The 15,737-nt window shown below is 57.0% G+C and carries 17 protein-coding genes and 1 tRNA gene; 8 read left to right on the top strand and 10 right to left on the bottom strand.

All coding sequences use genetic code 11. The annotated features are described in order from the left end of the window. Positions 1–660 (top strand): FAD-dependent monooxygenase (locus tag ABJH13_RS09380; protein WP_348405955.1); only part of this gene is annotated, 660 nt, incomplete at its 5' end. A gap of 84 nt (positions 661–744) precedes the next feature. Here ABJH13_RS09380 and ABJH13_RS09375 read toward each other — a convergent pair. Together ABJH13_RS09375 and rocF are read right to left on the bottom strand one after the other, a co-directional pair. Beyond that, on the bottom strand, positions 745–1,800 hold the full coding sequence (locus ABJH13_RS09375) for an ornithine cyclodeaminase (RefSeq protein WP_348405954.1): 1,056 nt from the start codon (positions 1,798–1,800) through the stop codon (positions 745–747). Between the two features lie 27 nt (positions 1,801–1,827). Continuing rightward, positions 1,828–2,748, bottom strand: coding sequence for an arginase (rocF, locus tag ABJH13_RS09370; RefSeq protein ID WP_348405953.1), 921 nt, complete (start codon positions 2,746–2,748; stop codon positions 1,828–1,830). 109 nt (positions 2,749–2,857) lie between these two features. On the opposite strand from rocF, the gene ABJH13_RS09365 reads away from it, so the two are divergent. Continuing rightward, complete coding sequence (locus ABJH13_RS09365) at positions 2,858–3,283, top strand: Lrp/AsnC family transcriptional regulator (RefSeq protein WP_348405952.1); 426 nt, start codon at positions 2,858–2,860, stop codon at positions 3,281–3,283. Here the strand turns inward: ABJH13_RS09365 and ABJH13_RS09360 are convergent. Next, on the bottom strand, positions 3,280–3,732 hold the full coding sequence (locus ABJH13_RS09360) for a disulfide bond formation protein B (RefSeq protein ID WP_348405951.1): 453 nt from the start codon (positions 3,730–3,732) through the stop codon (positions 3,280–3,282). The genes ABJH13_RS09365 and ABJH13_RS09360 overlap by 4 nt on opposite strands. Further along, a complete protein-coding gene (locus tag ABJH13_RS09355) occupies positions 3,729–4,307 on the bottom strand; it encodes a YqaA family protein (protein WP_348405950.1) in 579 nt (192 codons plus the stop codon). The genes ABJH13_RS09360 and ABJH13_RS09355 overlap by 4 nt, the downstream gene beginning before the upstream one ends. A gap of 127 nt (positions 4,308–4,434) precedes the next feature. On the opposite strand from ABJH13_RS09355, the gene ABJH13_RS09350 reads away from it, so the two are divergent. Beyond that, positions 4,435–4,518: transfer RNA gene (locus ABJH13_RS09350), tRNA-Leu, on the top strand. Positions 4,519–4,592: 74 nt separating this feature from the next. Here the strand turns inward: ABJH13_RS09350 and ABJH13_RS09345 are convergent. After that, on the bottom strand, positions 4,593–5,276 hold the full coding sequence (locus tag ABJH13_RS09345; RefSeq protein WP_348405949.1) for a winged helix-turn-helix domain-containing protein: 684 nt from the start codon (positions 5,274–5,276) through the stop codon (positions 4,593–4,595). A gap of 75 nt (positions 5,277–5,351) precedes the next feature. Between ABJH13_RS09345 and ABJH13_RS09340 the strand changes: the two genes are divergently transcribed. Both ABJH13_RS09340 and ABJH13_RS09335 read left to right on the top strand, forming a co-directional pair. Then, a complete protein-coding gene (locus tag ABJH13_RS09340; protein WP_348405948.1) occupies positions 5,352–5,681 on the top strand; it encodes an NIPSNAP family protein in 330 nt (109 codons plus the stop codon). Next, complete coding sequence (locus ABJH13_RS09335) at positions 5,678–6,037, top strand: antibiotic biosynthesis monooxygenase (RefSeq protein WP_348405947.1); 360 nt, start codon at positions 5,678–5,680, stop codon at positions 6,035–6,037. The genes ABJH13_RS09340 and ABJH13_RS09335 overlap by 4 nt, the downstream gene beginning before the upstream one ends. 48 nt (positions 6,038–6,085) lie before the next feature. On the opposite strand, the gene ABJH13_RS09330 is transcribed toward ABJH13_RS09335, so the two are convergent. The 4 genes from ABJH13_RS09330 to ABJH13_RS09315 form a co-directional block, all read right to left on the bottom strand. Then, positions 6,086–7,366 (bottom strand): TRAP transporter large permease, encoded by a 1,281-nt coding sequence (locus ABJH13_RS09330; RefSeq protein ID WP_348405946.1) that lies wholly within the window; start codon positions 7,364–7,366, stop codon positions 6,086–6,088. A 13-nt stretch (positions 7,367–7,379) separates the two neighbouring features. Beyond that, on the bottom strand, positions 7,380–7,901 hold the full coding sequence (locus tag ABJH13_RS09325; RefSeq protein ID WP_348405945.1) for a TRAP transporter small permease subunit: 522 nt from the start codon (positions 7,899–7,901) through the stop codon (positions 7,380–7,382). A gap of 68 nt (positions 7,902–7,969) precedes the next feature. After that, positions 7,970–8,953 carry a TRAP transporter substrate-binding protein gene (locus tag ABJH13_RS09320; RefSeq protein WP_348405944.1) on the bottom strand — a complete coding sequence of 328 codons (984 nt, stop codon included), beginning with the start codon at positions 8,951–8,953 and terminating at the stop codon, positions 7,970–7,972. A gap of 52 nt (positions 8,954–9,005) precedes the next feature. After that, positions 9,006–9,785 carry an SDR family oxidoreductase gene (locus tag ABJH13_RS09315; protein WP_348405943.1) on the bottom strand — a complete coding sequence of 260 codons (780 nt, stop codon included), beginning with the start codon at positions 9,783–9,785 and terminating at the stop codon, positions 9,006–9,008. Positions 9,786–10,035: 250 nt separating this feature from the next. Between ABJH13_RS09315 and ABJH13_RS09310 the strand changes: the two genes are divergently transcribed. Further along, complete coding sequence (locus ABJH13_RS09310) at positions 10,036–10,716, top strand: GntR family transcriptional regulator (protein ID WP_348405942.1); 681 nt, start codon at positions 10,036–10,038, stop codon at positions 10,714–10,716. Between the two features lie 39 nt (positions 10,717–10,755). Next, positions 10,756–11,067: a cupin domain-containing protein gene (locus ABJH13_RS09305; protein ID WP_348405941.1), complete on the top strand. Its 312-nt coding sequence runs from the start codon at positions 10,756–10,758 to the stop codon at positions 11,065–11,067. 225 nt (positions 11,068–11,292) lie between these two features. Here ABJH13_RS09305 and ABJH13_RS09300 read toward each other — a convergent pair whose 3' ends face one another. Beyond that, positions 11,293–13,467 carry an EAL domain-containing protein gene (locus tag ABJH13_RS09300; RefSeq protein ID WP_348405940.1) on the bottom strand — a complete coding sequence of 725 codons (2,175 nt, stop codon included), beginning with the start codon at positions 13,465–13,467 and terminating at the stop codon, positions 11,293–11,295. A gap of 1,141 nt (positions 13,468–14,608) precedes the next feature. On the opposite strand from ABJH13_RS09300, the gene ABJH13_RS09295 reads away from it, so the two are divergent. Then, the gene (locus tag ABJH13_RS09295) at positions 14,609–15,736 is read left to right on the top strand and encodes an efflux RND transporter periplasmic adaptor subunit (protein WP_348405939.1); all 1,128 of its coding nucleotides are present in this window, start codon (positions 14,609–14,611) and stop codon (positions 15,734–15,736) included. Position 15,737 lies beyond the last annotated feature (1 nt).

The raw sequence follows: 15,737 nt of genomic DNA, 5'->3' as shown, positions 1-15,737 counted from the left end.
GTGGTGTCTGGGGGGCCGCAGGCCACATTCACCGGCCAAGTGGCCTGGCGGGCAACGGTGCCTGCGCAGTCGCCGTTGGCCGAGACACGGGTGTCTATGGGGCCGGGGCGTCACGTGGTGAGCTATCCTTTGCGGGATGGCTCGATGATGAATTTGGTGGCCGTTGAGGAGCGCGCTGCATGGGCCGAAGAAGGGTGGCAACAATCGGGTGATCCAGAACAGCTCAGGGCGGTGTTTGGTGATTTTGGAGGGCCGGTTGGGCCGCTGTTGGATCGGGTTACACAGGTGGGCGTTTGGGGGCTGTTCCGGCACCCTGTCGCCGAACGTTGGGTACGCGGCAACGTGGCGCTGCTGGGGGATGCCGCGCATCCGACGTTGCCGTTTTTGGCGCAGGGGGCCAATCTGGCGTTGGAAGATGCGTGGGTTCTTGCGCAATGCCTGTGCAACGGAACCGTGCAAAGTGAGTATCAGCGCCTGCGACGCGGCAGGGCGGTGCGGGTGATTGATGCGGCTGGGCGTAACGCGCGGAAATACCATTTGCGCGAGGGACCTGTGCGCAGCGCGGCCCATTTTGCACTGGGATTGGGCAGCCGGTTGGCACCGGGGCAGATGATACGCCAGTTTGAGTGGATCTATGGCCACGATGTGACGCAGCCGTGATGTCTTGATCCAGCGGAGCGCGGCTGCGCCGCGCACGCTATGTTTTGGTTTTGGGCAGGCCCAAAACGCGCAGGACGGACAGGTTTAGGTCGGGTTTGACCGTTCTAGCATGCCGAAAAGATCGCGCGGGTCGTCGGGGTCTGCCAGCATGTCTAGCGTGTCGAAGAGGCCAGTGTCGTGCACCTTTGCACGGATGTAGCGCAGGGCTGAGAAGTCTTCGATGGCGAAGCCCACGGAATCAAACAGCGTGATCTGCGCATCCGAACTGCGGCCCGGTGCCTGATTTGTCAGAACCTGCCAGATTTCAGTGACGGGGTGATCCTTTGGCAGCTGCTGGATCTCACCTTCGATGCGGGTTTGTTCGGGGTATTCCACAAATATATCCGCGCGTTGTAGGATCGCGGGGGCCAGTTCCGTTTTGCCGGGGCAGTCCCCGCCGATGGCGTTGATATGCACACCCGCACCGATCATATTGTCGGTCAGAATGGTCGCATATTGTTTGTCCGCCGTACAGGTGGTGACAATTTGGGCCCCCATAATTGCATGTTCGGCGGTGTCGCAGGGGGTGACCGTGAGGCCAAGTCCGTACAGATTTCGTGCGCATTTTTCGGTGGCCGCCTGATCTGTGTCATAGAGCCGGATATGGGTGATGCCGCAGATCGCCTTCATGGCGAGGCTTTGGAATTCGGACTGCGCGCCATTGCCGATCATGGCCATTGTTGTGGCGCCTTTTGGGGCCAGTATACGCGCCACGAGCGCAGAGGTGGCCGCCGTGCGCAGGGCCGTCAGCAGGGTCATTTCGCTGAGCAACACGGGATATCCACAGCCCACGTCGGCCAGCAGGCCAAAGGCGGTGACCGTTTGCAGCCCTTCGGCGGTGTTTTTGGGGTGGCCGTTGACGTATTTGAAACCGTAGACCTCGCCGTCTGAGGTGGGCATCAGTTCTATGACGCCTTCGGCGGAATGGCTGGCCACACGTGGGGTTTTGTCAAACAGTGGCCAACGTTTGAAATCTTCTTCGATGTAATCGGCGAGGCCGCGTAGCATGTCTTCGACGCCGATATGGTGGATCAGGCGCATCATATTGTCGACGGACACAAACGGAACAAGCGCTTTGGCAGACGGTTGCAGAGGGGGCATATCGGGACCTTTCTATTGATGGTCGGGTCAGTAGGCGCGCGTCGGGCGGTCAAAAACGCGCCGTCCAAGCGCGGAGGCGGCCAGATCGACCATGACTTGCGCTGTGCGTCCGCGTTCATCCAGGAACGGGTTGAGCTCGACCAGATCGAGCGATGTCATCAGGCCGCTGTCGTGCACCATTTCCATCACCAAATGACCTTCGCGGATGGTGGCGCCGCCGGGCACTGTGGTGCCAACTGCGGGCGCGATGCTGGGGTCAAGGAAATCGACGTCAAGCGACACATGCAGCAGGCCGTTCGCCGCCGCCACACGGGCCAGAAAACCAGCCAACGGTTTGGCAATGCCGGTTTCGTCTATGTCGCGCATGTCGACCCGTTGGATACCAGTGGATTGCAGGGCCGCGCGTTCGGCATCATCGACGGACCGCAGCCCGATGATGGCGATGTTTTCGCCCGGTATGGGCCGTGTGATCGGGGGGAAGGCGTCAAAATCAGGCCGACCGGTGATATAACCCAACGGGGTGCCATGCAGATTTCCGCTGTCGGTGGTGGCGGGGGTGTGAAAGTCGCTATGTGCATCCAACCACAGGATAAAAAGCGGGCGGCCTAGGGCATCGGCGTGGCGCTGTGCGCCCAGCATTGTACCGAGGGCCAGCGCATGGTCGCCGCCCATAAAGACTGGCAGACCGTCGCGCAACCCGGTGGTGGCAGCATCGGCGAGGCTTTGGGTCCAGGCGATGGTTTCTTGGGGGGCATGCAGACGGTCATCGGGCCGTGGGGTAAAGGCGCGCGGGCTCAGGTTGCCGCGATCTTCGACCTCGTGGCCCAGCCCCTCGAGGGCTTCGCGCAGCCCGGCGGTGCGGTAGGCATCTGGGCCCATGAGGCACCCGCGTCGGCGTTTGCCACAGTCGACAGGGGCGCCGTAAAGAATGCATGTTTGTGAGGTCATAAGATGCTCCTGTTTGTCGGTTGCATCAAAGGTAGTGTACGTATTGAGTGATTGATAAGTGTATATTTCGACCATAATGTTGACCAACTAACCAAATCGGGTGCACAAAATGGACGAAATGGATAGCAAATTGGTCGCCGCATTGCGTCATAACGCGCGGGCGTCCTTGTCTGATTTAGCCGCGACGTTGGGGCTTACACGCGCAACCGTGCGTAGCCGGCTGACCAAGTTGCAGGCGCGTGGCGACATTTTGGGGTTCACGGTGGTGTTGAAAGACGACACCCAAGAGGACCCGGTGCGCGGGTTGATGATGATCGGCATCGAGGGGCGGGGCACCGACCGTATTTTGCGGCAGTTGACGGGCATGCCCGAGATCCGCCGTGTGTATGCGACCAACGGACGTTGGGATGTCATCGTAGAGATCGGCACGGACACGTTGGAACGGTTTGATCAGATCCTGTTTCAGGTCCGGCGCATCGACGGCGTGGCGACGAGCGAAACGAGCCTGTTGCTAAGCACGCGCAAGGCCAGTTAGGCGCGGCGCGCGGCCATAACCCAGACGGCGACCAACCCTAGCGAGATCAGTGCGTTCCAACCGGCCATGCTGATGCCCATCAATTGCCATGCGATGTCGTCGCAGCGCACCAATGGGGCGTTCATGATTTGGCTGAGCAGATCGTCAGTGCTTAGACCACCCACTGGCCCAGAGGTGCAGGTTGTTGGACCTTCCCACCAGGCCTGTTCGACCCCGGCGTGAAAGACGCCAATCGCGGCGGTGATCAGCGCGGCCCCCGCACCCAGCCACGCCGCGCGGGGCGACCAGAGCGCAAGGAGCCCAATCGCCATGGCCACCGCATGTGGATAGCGTTGCCAGATGCACATTTTACACGGCGCCAACCCGCCGAGGTGCTGGAAGGCAAATGCCCCCAGCAACAGTGCGGCAGAGCCACCGGCGGCGCAGGCGATCAGGGCGCGGCGCGTCATAGGAATTTTAGCATGGCAAATCCACCCACCAGAAGGGCGATGAACAGGATGAACATCAACCCCAGACGTTTTTCAATGAAATCACGGATCGGTTCGCCGAATTTCCACAGCAAAAACGCGACGATAAAGAACCGCAGCCCACGCGCCAGGATAGACGTGACGACGAAGGTGCCCAGTGGCATTGCTGTCCAGCCAGACATGATCGTGATCACTTTGTAGGGGAAGGGGGTCACGCCTGCCGTCAGGACGGCCCAAAAGCCGAGGTCATTGAAGCGGCTGTTAAACGAGGCCATCGCATCAGCCTTGCCCCACATTTCCAGCACCGGTTGGCCAATGGCCTCAAACGCAAAGGCGCCGATCGCATAGCCAAGCATGCCGCCCAGAACCGACGCAATCAGCGCCACACCAGCGATCAGCCATGCACGTGATGGGCGTGCGATGATCATCGGGATCATCAGCACATCGGGCGGGATCGGAAACACCGAGCTTTCGATAAAGCTGACAAATGCCAAGACCCACAGGGCCTGCGGGTGGTCGACCTTATTCAAGGTCCAGTCGTAAATGGAGCGCAGCATCGCTGGTGCCTCATGGTTGCGTTAACGTTGCAAAATCATGGGCTGACTATGGGGTCAAGCAAAGGGTGAAAAGAATGTGCAAAATCCGCTTGCCCATAGTTCACACACGCGGTAAGTCAGCCTCGTTGCCCAAGTGGCGGAATGGTAGACGCAGGGGATTCAAAATCCCCCGCCGCGAGGCGTGCCGGTTCGAGTCCGGCCTTGGGTACCACTGATTTTTTCAGTTTTCCGTATATCGACCCCGTGCCGCAATGCCGGCGGGCCCCAAGGGGCCGGGGGCGGCGTTTAGCGGACGGAAAACAGGTGTTCGAACTGGCGCGTACCTTCGGACGAAAACAATATGACGCGCGTGCCGGTTTGGCGTTTGGCCCATGCGAGGTCTTCGAACCTGCTAAGCAGGGCGCGCCCGAGGCTACCGGCCAGATGAGAGCGGCGCGCGCTCCAATCCAAACATTCACGGCACAGGGGCGCGGGTTTGGCCCGAAGCGTGGTCACATCTATGTGAAGTCGCGCCATGAAATCTGCGCCCGAACCGGTCAATGACAAGGCATCGCCGTCAAGCGCCAGATGCCCTTGGGCCAGCAGGCTGTCAAACATCTGCGTGCCCATATCGCCCGCGAGATGGTTGTAACACACGCGCGCCTGACGCAATTGGGCGTTCTTCGGGCCGGTTCGTGTGCGCATATGCCCGGAATGTGCGGCCAAACCCATCAACCCTTCGAGCACATGGGCCACATCGTCACTGGCGAGCGAGAAATACTTATGTCGCCCCTGTTTGCGGGGTCGCAGCAGCCCACCTGCGTCGAGTTTGGATAGGTGTGAACTGGCGGTTTGAACCGTCACGCTGGCCTCTTGCGCCAATTCGGTTGCGGTTAGGGCCTTGCCGGTCATCAACGCCGTCAGCATATTGGCGCGGGCCGGGTCACCGATCAGCGCGGCGATATGGGCGATATCTGGACCTTCTTTCATAGTTCGATGGTAGTCGAAGCATTCCGTTGTCGCAACAGTTTACATCACGGGGGATCAACACTGAAAGGAACCGCCATGCTGACCTGCGTGATACGCTATCATATCGACCCCACCAAAAAGGCCCAGTTTGCCCAATACGCGCGCAATTGGGGAGAGGCTATTCCCCGTTGCGGTGCGGATCTGATCGGGTATTACGCGCCTCATGAAGGATCTAGCACGCGCGCCTATGGTATCTATAACGTCGCAAGTCTGGCTGACTACGAAGCCTATCGGGCCCGGCTGGCGCAAGATCCATTGGGGCGTGAAAACTATGAATTTGCTCAAAAGGAGAGATTTTTGTTACGCGAAGACAGAACATTCCTGACGTTAGCGTCAGCCCCGCACAACGGTGCGGCGACATCATGATAGCGGTGATATTTGAGGTGGAAATCGCACAGGGCCGCAAGGACGAATATTTGGATATTGCCGCCAAGATGCGCCCCATGCTGGAGCAGGTCGAGGGGTTTATCTCGGTCGAGCGGTTCCAAAGCCTGACCAATCCGGGCAAGCTTTTGTCGCTGTCGTTCTTTGAGGATGAAGAGGCGGTTGCCCGCTGGCGGTGCCTGAACGCGCACCGGGGCGCGCAGACGGCAGGGCGGGGCGGCGTGTTTGATGACTACCGTCTGAAAGTCGCTGGTGTGATCCGCGATTACGGTATGTTTGATCGTGCACAGGCGCCTGCGGATAGCAAAGAGACCCATTCTGGATGTCCCGGACCCTAAGGCGGCTTAGGCGCTTAGGGTCCGAAATAGCTGTGGCGGTGTTGGGGGTTAACCCAACACCGCTGGCAGTGTCATGGAGATCGCCGGGAAGAACGTGATGATCATCAGCGCGGCGAAGATCGCCAGATAGAAGGGCCAGATCGTGCGGATAGCTTGTTCCATCGGGAGCTTGCCCACCGCGCATCCAACAAACAGGCACGACCCCACCGGCGGTGTGCACAGGCCAAGGCCCAGGTTCACCATCAAGATCATACCAAATTGCAGCGGATCAATGCCGAGGCTTATAGCTACGGGCAGGAAGATCGGCGTGCAGATCAGGATGAGCGCGGCCATGTCCATGATCATGCCCAGCACCAACAAGACAACGTTGATCATCAGCAAGATCAGGATGGGGTTATCGGTCAGGCTGGTCAGCAGGGCCGCCGTTTTATCGGGCACCCGGTAGAAGGTCAGCATGTAGGCGAAGGCCCCGGCACAGGCGATCAGGATCATTACCATGGCCGTGGTGCGCACAGACTGGCGCACCGCCGTGGTGAAGTTGGCCCAAGTGATGTTGCGGTAGATCAACAGCGTGACGACAAAGGCGTAGATCGCGCCGAATGCACCGGATTCGGTGACCGTAAAGATGCCCGACAACACGCCGCCCACGATGATCACCGCAGTGAAGAGGCCGGGGATGGCGCTGGCAAAGCTGATGGCGAGAGCGGTCCAACCGGGGAAGACCTCGGCTTTGTAGCCGCGTTTGACGGCCACCAGATAGGCCGCGAGGGCCAGACAGGAGCACATCAAAAGACCGGGCAACACGCCTGCCAAAAACAGTTTGGAGATCGAAATGCTGCCGCCAGCAGCGATCGCAAAGATGATCATGTTGTGGCTGGGCGGAATGATGATACCGGCAATCGAAGATGTCACAGTGACGTTGACGGCATAATCGGCGTCATAGCCTTTTTCTTTCATCACGGGGATCAGGATAGACCCCAGCGCCGAAATATCGGCGACCGCAGACCCGGAGATGCCACCAAACAGCATCGAGGAAAACACGTTCACGATACCCAGACCGCCGCGCACAGCGCCCACCGCCGCAGAGGCGAATTTGACCAACCGGGCCGCGATGCCGCCGTGGAACATCAATTCGCCCGCAAAGATAAAGAACGGGATCGCCATCAGCGAAAAGACGTTGATACCCGAGATGATCCGCTGGACCCCGATCATCAGGGGCAGCCCTTCAAACCAGAACGCGGCCAAGGCAGAGATGCCAAGCGCGAAAGCCACCGGCGCACCGATGATCACGCAGAGGGCAAACATACCCAGAAGAACAAAGAGCCCCATGATCTTTTCCTATTTATATGATGTCGCTGCGGTCGTCGTGCCCCGTGGCCATACGAATGAGATGGCCAAGAGTGAACAACAAGATCAACCCACCGCCTATTGTCAGCGGCAGCGAGCGCAGACCTTCGGGCACTTGGATCAGCGGGATCATCGACCCCCATTTGAAAATCGTCAATTTGGTGCCTTGCAGCAAGAGCAACAGCCCGAAACCGGCCAAAAGGATGTCTGTCAGGATGACAAAACCCGTGCGCAGCCAGTTAGGTGCAACGTTGCGAAATGCTGCAACCGACAGGTGCGTGTTTTCGTGGACCCCAACGGCCGCACCAAGAAACGCGATGGTCATGACCAACAGCAAGGCGACCTGCTCTACCCAGGTGGGGGTGGCGTTTAGCACGTATCGGCCAAACACAAGCCAGCCGAAAATCACGGTCAGCACCACCAGCGACACGCCCGTTAGCGCGCGGCAGAAGGCTGCGATAGCGTCCAAGATGGTGTTCATCAACGCGATGGGGGCAGGGGGGCGGCTGTCCGTCATTTTGGTTCTTTCTTGAAAAGGACACGCCCGCCGGTTCGTGCGGCGGGCGTGTCAATATCAGGTCAGGTTCATTCGGTCGCTTGAATGAGCTCTACCAAAGGACGCAGGTTTGGGTTGGTTTCGAAATACGCTTCGTAAACCGGTGCCATTGCTGCTTGGAACGGTGCTTTGTCAGCGACGTCATTGACGACAACGCCTGCGGCCTCGACGGCCTTGCGGCTGACGGCTTCGCGTTCGGCCCACAGATCACGTTGCATCAATGCAGCTTCTTGTGCCGCTTCGAGTGCTGCGGCCTGCATGTCGGATGACAGCGCCTGGAAGGTCGCCGTGTTCACGCAGATGCATTCAGGAATGATCAGGTGCTGGGACAGCGAATAGTAGCCTGCAACTTCAAAGTGGCCTGTGGATTCGTAGGACGGCCAGTTGTTTTCGGCCCCATCGACAACGCCGGTTTTCAGCGCTTGGTACACTTCGGCGAACGCCATTGGTGACGGGTTGCCGCCCAATTCTGCGATCATACCTGTGAACAGGTCGTTGTTCATCACGCGCACTTTCATGCCGGTGACATCCGCAGGCGTATTGATCGCCTTTTCACCGTTGTAGAAAGACCGTGCGCCCGCATCGAACCATGCCAATGGCATCAGACCTTTTGCGGCCATACCTGCGGTGATGGCTTCGCCGCCTTGGCTGTCCAACACGCGGAACATGTGTGGCACGTCTTTGAAGATGAACGGCAAGGACACAACGTTGGCTTCAGCCGCGATCGGACCGATTGGGCCAAGGTTGAAGTTGCCGATGGCGATACCGCCCAGACGGACTTGCTCAACCGCGTCAGGCTGGCTGCCCAGCGTGCCGCCGTGGAACATTTGCAGGGTGATCTCACCGCCGGTTTTTTCTGCCAGCAGCTCGGCAAATTTATCCATGGCAACCGTGTTGGGGTAGCCATCCGCGTGGATGTTCCACCCGCGCCATGTGTCTGCCACAGCAGCACCAGCCATCAAAGAGACCGCCGCAACGGCCCCCAGCAATGATGTTGTAAGTTTCTTGTTCATTTTCTTCCTCCCTAGGATAATGGGCCAATGGCCCGAAAACGGTGACTGGGTCTTATGAAAAGACCAAGCCGCCGTTGATGTCGACATTCGTACCCGTGATAAACGCCGATTCATCTGACGCAAGGTAGTTCACCAAATTGGCGACATCTTCCGAATGACCTTCGCGTTTCAGCGGTGTGATCCCGGCCACATGGCTGCGGACTTCGGGCTTGGTGAACGTGTTGTGGAAATCGGTGTCGATCATGCCGGGGCATACTGAATTGACGCGGATGTTCGGGCCCAGTTCTTTGGCCAAACCCCGTGTCATGGTCATCACGGCACCCTTGGATGCCGCATAGGCGACGGCACCGGCACCACCACCGTCACGGCCGGCTTGGCTGGCCAACCCGACAATGGACCCACCGTCTGTCATGTGGGGCAAAGACGCTTTGACCGCGCGCATGAAGGACGTGACGTTCAGATCCATCACTGCGTTCCAGTGATCCACATCCATCTCGGCGATGGTTTTGCGAGCAACCAAACCACCGGTGACGTGCACCAAAACGTTGATTTTGCTGCCAAATGCGCCGGTTGTGGCGTCGATCAAGGCGGCAACATCTGCATCAGATGTCATGTCGCCTTGCTTGCACAACGCACGGCCACCTGCCGCGGTGATCTCGGCAACGGCGCTTTCGGCACCTTCGGATGAGCTGTGGTAGTTGATGCTCACGGCGGCACCTGATGCCGCCAGCCGCAACGCGCAAGCCCGTCCGATATCGCGCCCACCGCCGGTGATGATCGCGACCTGTCCTGCCAAGGGCAGGTTTGCAGATGGGGCAGTCGTGTCGGTCATGTGTCGTCCTTTCAAGGTGCCTGTCGCCCAGTCCGTTGTGCGGAAAATGGTGCGGATCGGCAGGTAAGTGTTGGTTTATGTAGATGACTAGTATACTAGTATTGTCAAGTGATATCTTGTCAGTTGATCGCCCGCTTGCGCGGCACATCAAAGGAAAGATGATACCTATCTTGTGGGAGGCGCACTGCGGTTCACTGGTGCGGTACATGTTTCTGGACCGGGTCGGCACAACATGGAGTAGGATGCGCGTATGCAGGAAATTTCCGAGGTATTTGAACGCCGTACGACCACCGATCTGGTGTTTGACCAGTTGCGAGAAGAAATCGTCTCGTTGGAATTACTGCCCGGCACAAAGCTATCGGAGGCCGAGATCGCGCGGCGTTTTGGGGTGTCGCGACAACCGGTGCGAGATGCGTTCAATCGATTGGAAGGCCTCGACCTGCTGCTGATCCGCCCGCAAAAAGCGACCACAGTACGTGGATTTTCGATGGAACTTATCAACCACGCGCGCTTCGTCCGTCTTGCGGTTGAAATCGAGGTGGTGCGCAGTGCCTGTTTGATCTGGGACGACGCCCGCGAAAAAAAGCTGCGGCAAAATTTAGACAAACAGCATGAGATCATCGAAAAGGGCCAACCGGACAAATTCCACGCGTTAGACTACCAGTTTCATAAATTGATTTGCGAACTGGGGGGCTATCCGTTGGCGTTCACGACCATTGAGGAATGCAAACAGCGGATTGATCGGTTGTGCATGCTAAGTTTGGGCCGCGCGAGCGCGGCGGCCACATTGGTTAAAGACCACCAAGAGCTGGCAGACGCGCTGAAGGCCAAAGACATCGAGCGCGCCACCGCAGGTGCACGCCGCCATCTTGCACGGCTGGACGATACCATCGGTGAAATCTACAAGACCCACGCAACCTATTTCGACTGACCATCTGTGTCAGATATCTTGCCTATAAAGGAGCTACCTGTGAGCCGCGAATTTCCATGTATCACCACCGATCCCGGTGTTACCCGTCAAGTTTTGTCCGATCATGCTGATCTGATGATGGTGTCTTTTTGTTTTGAAGACGGAGCAGAAGGGAAGCTGCATGATCACCCACATGTGCAATCTAGCTATGTGAAATCGGGGCGTTTTACGTTTTCTATTGACGGAAAAGAGACCGAGATTGCGGCAGGTGACAGCGTTGTCATCCCGTCGGGCGCGCGGCACGGATGCGTGTGTATTGAGGCCGGCGAACTGATTGATTGTTTCACACCGCGCCGAGATGATTTCCTGTAGTCGCAACGCGGCCACTGTCCTGGCCGGGTGCTTGGCACGCGGCTAGGGTTGTATGTGGATCGGAGTAGGGTTCGATGCTTTTCTCCGGTATACCGCGTGACAGTTTTGGGCTGGCGATGGGCATGAACCATGCAACCTGCCTTGATCGATTGGAATGATGGGGGCAGGCGCATAGTCGCACTCGCCACAAAACGGCAGGCCCCGGGTCGGAAATGTCCAAGAGGATTAGGAAGCGTGCCCTGCGACTCCATGATTTTGTTGTGAGACGAAGGACTTGAGATCTTCAAAATCCATGGGTCGTGCAAAATAGAACCCTTGCAACGTGTCGCAGCCTAGGTCTGCCATGATCGCTGCGTGTTCGGCGGTTTCTACACCTTCTGCGGTCACAGAAATTCCGAGCGCCTTTCCCATCTCAATCATGTTTCGAATCAAGGCGCGGGCGGTGGGGTCGTTGTCTACCGGTTGAACCAGCATGCGGTCGAGCTTCATAACATGGGGGTGTAGATGTTTCAGGCCAATGACAGATGCATGGCCCGACCCAAAATCATCTACCTCGATCTGAAATCCTTTCTGCCTTAGATTGTTGATCCGGTTCACAAAGTTATGATCTTGTTCTTCGACGAGCACACTTTCTAGGACCTCTAATGCAACACGCGTTTCACCCAAATCGTACCCGAGCATGATGTCTTCTATCCGCGTGTTGACGATTTGATGGGTGTCCATGTTGAAAGCAATTTTGGGTATGAACAAACCTAACGAATTCAGTATCTGCACTTTTTCGATGCCGTAGCGAAAGATCTGCCGGTCGATCTCAGGTGTGAGGCGAAGTTGATTGGAAACAGGCAAAAATTGCGCCGGTGACAATAGGCCACGGGTCGAATGATGCCACCTTGCCAGCGCTTCAATGCCGACCATGTCTTGGGTTTGCGCATCAAACTGCGGTTGGAAAAATGGCTGAAATTCACCATTCGCCAATCCGTATTCGATTTCGGCAGAGAGCATCCGTTTTTCGTTGACGATGCTGTGCAGCTGAGGCGTGTAGACGGTTGTCGTGTTGCGTCCCAGATCTTTGGCTGTGTAAAGCGCCGAATCCGCGCTTTTCAAAAGATCGCAGTTCTGGATCAATCCACCGATCGCGGATGCGACGCCGAAACTCGCCCCAATCCGGCAAATTTTACCTTCGAAGATCATTTCTTCGCGGATTTTGACCAATAGTCGTTTGGTAAGTTCGGCGGCATCGCCGGTTCCTGAGCCTGCGGCCATAAGGATCACGAATTCATCCCCGCCAACCCGTACGGCGACGTCATTTGTGCCGATCCCGTCTTTTAGAATTTTGCCAACTTGCTGCAAAACGAAATCACCAGCGCTGTGCCCAAGGGTGTCGTTCACGTTTTTGAAATGGTCGAGATCAATGCGTACGAGTGTGCGTGGCAAATCTGTGTTTGTCACACTCGTGTCGAATATATTGTCAAGGAAACGGCGGTTTGGCAGGTTGGTCAACGGATCGCGCAACGATTGCTCTTCTGTGGCGGCGGTTGCCTCTGCCACCTTGGCCTGTGCGTCCTTGGTCGCGGTGATATCTGTTGAAATACTGGCAAAACGACGCCCTGTTTTGACAGATGCGGCTAGGGGCGAAATCCCGATGTTGACCCAATATGCCGTCCCGTCTTTTCGATAGTTCAGGATTTCTGTCTGAACCTGGCGTTCGTCTTCGATTGCCTTGCGGATCTCCCGTCGTGTTTTTAACGCGGTATGTGGCCCATACAGCAGTTCACTGGGGCGCCTGCCGATCGCCTCGTCTTGGGTGTAACCGCTCAATTGGGTGAAGGCGCTGTTGGTCCATAAAATACGTTCGTATTCATCCATGACCATAATGCTCTCACGCGCCAATTGCGCGATCTGGGCCAGTTCAGTCAGCTCGTCTTGTTGCGTCGAAAGCGCCGCGCGGGATTTCTCCAACTCTTGATGTGGCCGCACGATGGCGCGCATGCCAGACGCGGCCATCACGCTAAAGGGTAGAACAAGAGCCAGCATCGCCACAGCGATACCCGTCAATACGAGCCTGCGCCCAACGGATTGCAATACTTCGGCATCAGTGTCGACGATCAGGTGAAAATCCGCCCCAGGCATTTCGGTCGAAACGGCAGTGCCGGCCCCATTGTGCCATTCTTCCCAATACTCGCGTTGGAAGGTGGTTGCGATGATCGTGGGAGGGGCCTCTTTTCCAGCACTTAGGACATGCGATAAATCCAGCGTGCGTTCGAATGCCAACATACCTTCGAGCCCCCCTGTTGAAACGATAGGGATGGTAACAAGAAAATACGCCTCATGTTTCCCGTCGGCGGGCCGGTAGGAGATTCGCGGTTCGATTGGGGCGCGACGCTCGATCATGTCGGTCATGCCTTCGAGCGCCTCAACGGGAAAAAACGGAGAGGTCGGGTTCTGAGTACCTACGCGAAGGATGACGCGCCCACTGTGGTTTATCAGCCTGACATCATTTGCATTTTGCAATCTCAAAAGCGCGCTTTTGGCGCGGGTTGACCGATTTTCAAAGCCCATAACGTAGTTTATAATCTCAGGGGACCGCGCGAGGAATTCGCCCTCATCAAGAAATCCATCGAGAAGATTTGCAACGATGTTGGCCTTCATCTCCAAGTGGACGCGCATGGCGTCCTGTTGCATCTGATAAAGTGCAGGGGCCGATGCAAACCAAATGGCCGCCGCGACGGATAGGATCGAGAAAACATACCCGACAAAGGTCAATTTTAAAAATCGAGTGGAAAAGCTGATATTTTGCATTGGCTACCAGTCCCCTAGCGGCCACAGATGGGTGAAAAATCGATGGGTAGGCACATAAACCAACCCACACTGCGCTGACATAATCGCGCGTGCTTCCCGGTGCATTTGGCGGTGCTATGGGCCGGTAGAAGGGCGTATGTGATCAAGATCGGCATACTTAGATTGTTACCCTCATACTTATTCACTTTAGGTCAAAAGAATGCTCTGAGAAATACCATTGGCCAGTTAACGCGTTGTGAAAACCGCCGCTGTTACGTCGGTTGTTAGCGGTTGTTGGTCGGTGTCTGATGATAAGTAAAAACCGGGGCGCATGGCCAGTGCCGAATGGTATTGAGTTTCGGATTGTCGAAAGGAATTACTGTTTTTATTCAATATCTTGTATCGAAGTAAATATGGTATGATACGTCGCTCACCCATAGGGAGAAACGGGTATCCCCGCCATAAAACCCCGACGCGATACCTTCTTGTTGTGTCAATTTAGCTATACTTTCGCAGGGCCCGCGTCGCCTTGGCGTGGCCGCAAATCACGCCTGTGCTCCACATCCGGCCGCGGCATACCGCCTCGCCCCAGAAACACCCGTATCACCCCGAAATCACGGGATTTTTATTAACTCTATGGTAATAAATGCCCCAATGAGGGCGTTCTATGGCTCAAATCAACACATGCCTTGAATAAACTGCTTTCATTTGTGTCAATCAGGTATAAGGATCGAGCCGATACATATATTGGCGGATCCCCCTTATGACACGTTTCACCGCACTGTTGCTAACGTTTGGCACATTGGTTTTGGCCCCCCCCGCGATCGCCCAACAAGGTCCACCCCCCGTGACAGTCGCGCATCCTGTCGTCAAAACCATTGTGGAAGACGATGAATTCATTGGCCGTTTTGATGCGCAGGCCGAAGTCATGGTGCGCTCCCGCGTGTCGGGGTACCTTGAAACGGTGCATTTCACGGACGGTGTGTTGGTTGAAAAAGACCAGATCCTTTTTACCATTGACCAGCGCCAGTTCAGCACCGCGTTGCGCCAAGCGCAGGCACAAATCGACGTGGCAGAGGCGACGTTTGCGTTTAGCGCCGAACAATTGGAACGGGCGCAATCGCTGGTGCAAAACGGCAATATTCCTCAAAGCACCGTGGACGAGCGCCGCGAGGCGTATCTATCGGCGCAGGGCGGGTTAGAACAAGCCCGTGCCGCGTTGGAATTGGCACAGCTAGACATCGAATATTCGCACATCCGCGCGCCCATGGCGGGCCGGATTGACCAAAACCAAGTGGATCCGGGCAACTTGGTCACGGCAAATGACACCCTAATGACAACCATCGTGTCGTCAGACCCGATCCATTTCTTTTTTGACATCGATGAACGGTATTTTCTGGCCTATGCGCGCGATGCACGTGCGCGCGGGGCGACATTGCAGGAAGGCGGCGGGGGGCTTGAGGTCAAGGTCACGCTGTCGGATGAAAGCATCCCACCGCAGATCGGACATCTGGATTTCTCGGAAAACCGCATTGATCAGGAAACCGGTACGATGCGCATCCGCGCAGTTCTGGACAACCCCGATGAATTGCTGACACCGGGGCTTTTTGGGCGCGTGAATGTGCCTGGATCATTGCCCTACGAAGGCGTTTTGGTCCCTGACGCCGCCGTCGTGGCCGACCAAAACCGCCGTTTGGTCATGAGCGTCGATGCCGAGGGCAATGTTATCCCGATAGAGGTGCGGCCTGGGCCAAGCATTGACGGCTACCGGGTCATTCGCGACGGGCTGGATGGGTCAGAAACCATCGTGGTCGAAGGGATTGTGCGGGCCCGACCAGGCAGCGTTGTGTCGCCTGAGATGACTGAGCTGCCTTTGGTTGCGGCCAACTGAT

This window comes from Roseobacter sp., from assembly GCF_039970775.1.
Taxonomy (GTDB): Bacteria; Pseudomonadota; Alphaproteobacteria; order Rhodobacterales; family Rhodobacteraceae; genus Roseobacter.
This window is presented reverse-complemented; position numbering and strand designations above follow the sequence as displayed.

Excerpts from the sequence above, each read along its gene's own strand:
- ABJH13_RS09375 (WP_348405954.1), bottom strand. The coding sequence starts at position 1,800 with ATGCCCCCTCTGCAACCGTCTGCCAAAGCGCTTGTTCCGTTTGTGTCC.
- rocF (WP_348405953.1), bottom strand. The coding sequence starts at position 2,748 with ATGACCTCACAAACATGCATTCTTTACGGCGCCCCTGTCGACTGTGGC.
- ABJH13_RS09365 (WP_348405952.1), top strand. The coding sequence starts at position 2,858 with ATGGACGAAATGGATAGCAAATTGGTCGCCGCATTGCGTCATAACGCG.
- ABJH13_RS09360 (WP_348405951.1), bottom strand. The coding sequence starts at position 3,732 with ATGACGCGCCGCGCCCTGATCGCCTGCGCCGCCGGTGGCTCTGCCGCA.
- ABJH13_RS09355 (WP_348405950.1), bottom strand. The coding sequence starts at position 4,307 with ATGCTGCGCTCCATTTACGACTGGACCTTGAATAAGGTCGACCACCCG.
- ABJH13_RS09345 (WP_348405949.1), bottom strand. The coding sequence starts at position 5,276 with ATGAAAGAAGGTCCAGATATCGCCCATATCGCCGCGCTGATCGGTGAC.
- ABJH13_RS09340 (WP_348405948.1), top strand. The coding sequence starts at position 5,352 with ATGCTGACCTGCGTGATACGCTATCATATCGACCCCACCAAAAAGGCC.
- ABJH13_RS09335 (WP_348405947.1), top strand. The coding sequence starts at position 5,678 with ATGATAGCGGTGATATTTGAGGTGGAAATCGCACAGGGCCGCAAGGAC.
- ABJH13_RS09330 (WP_348405946.1), bottom strand. The coding sequence starts at position 7,366 with ATGGGGCTCTTTGTTCTTCTGGGTATGTTTGCCCTCTGCGTGATCATC.
- ABJH13_RS09325 (WP_348405945.1), bottom strand. The coding sequence starts at position 7,901 with ATGACGGACAGCCGCCCCCCTGCCCCCATCGCGTTGATGAACACCATC.
- ABJH13_RS09320 (WP_348405944.1), bottom strand. The coding sequence starts at position 8,953 with ATGAACAAGAAACTTACAACATCATTGCTGGGGGCCGTTGCGGCGGTC.
- ABJH13_RS09315 (WP_348405943.1), bottom strand. The coding sequence starts at position 9,785 with ATGACCGACACGACTGCCCCATCTGCAAACCTGCCCTTGGCAGGACAG.
- ABJH13_RS09310 (WP_348405942.1), top strand. The coding sequence starts at position 10,036 with ATGCAGGAAATTTCCGAGGTATTTGAACGCCGTACGACCACCGATCTG.
- ABJH13_RS09300 (WP_348405940.1), bottom strand. The coding sequence starts at position 13,467 with ATGACCGACATGATCGAGCGTCGCGCCCCAATCGAACCGCGAATCTCC.
- ABJH13_RS09295 (WP_348405939.1), top strand. The coding sequence starts at position 14,609 with ATGACACGTTTCACCGCACTGTTGCTAACGTTTGGCACATTGGTTTTG.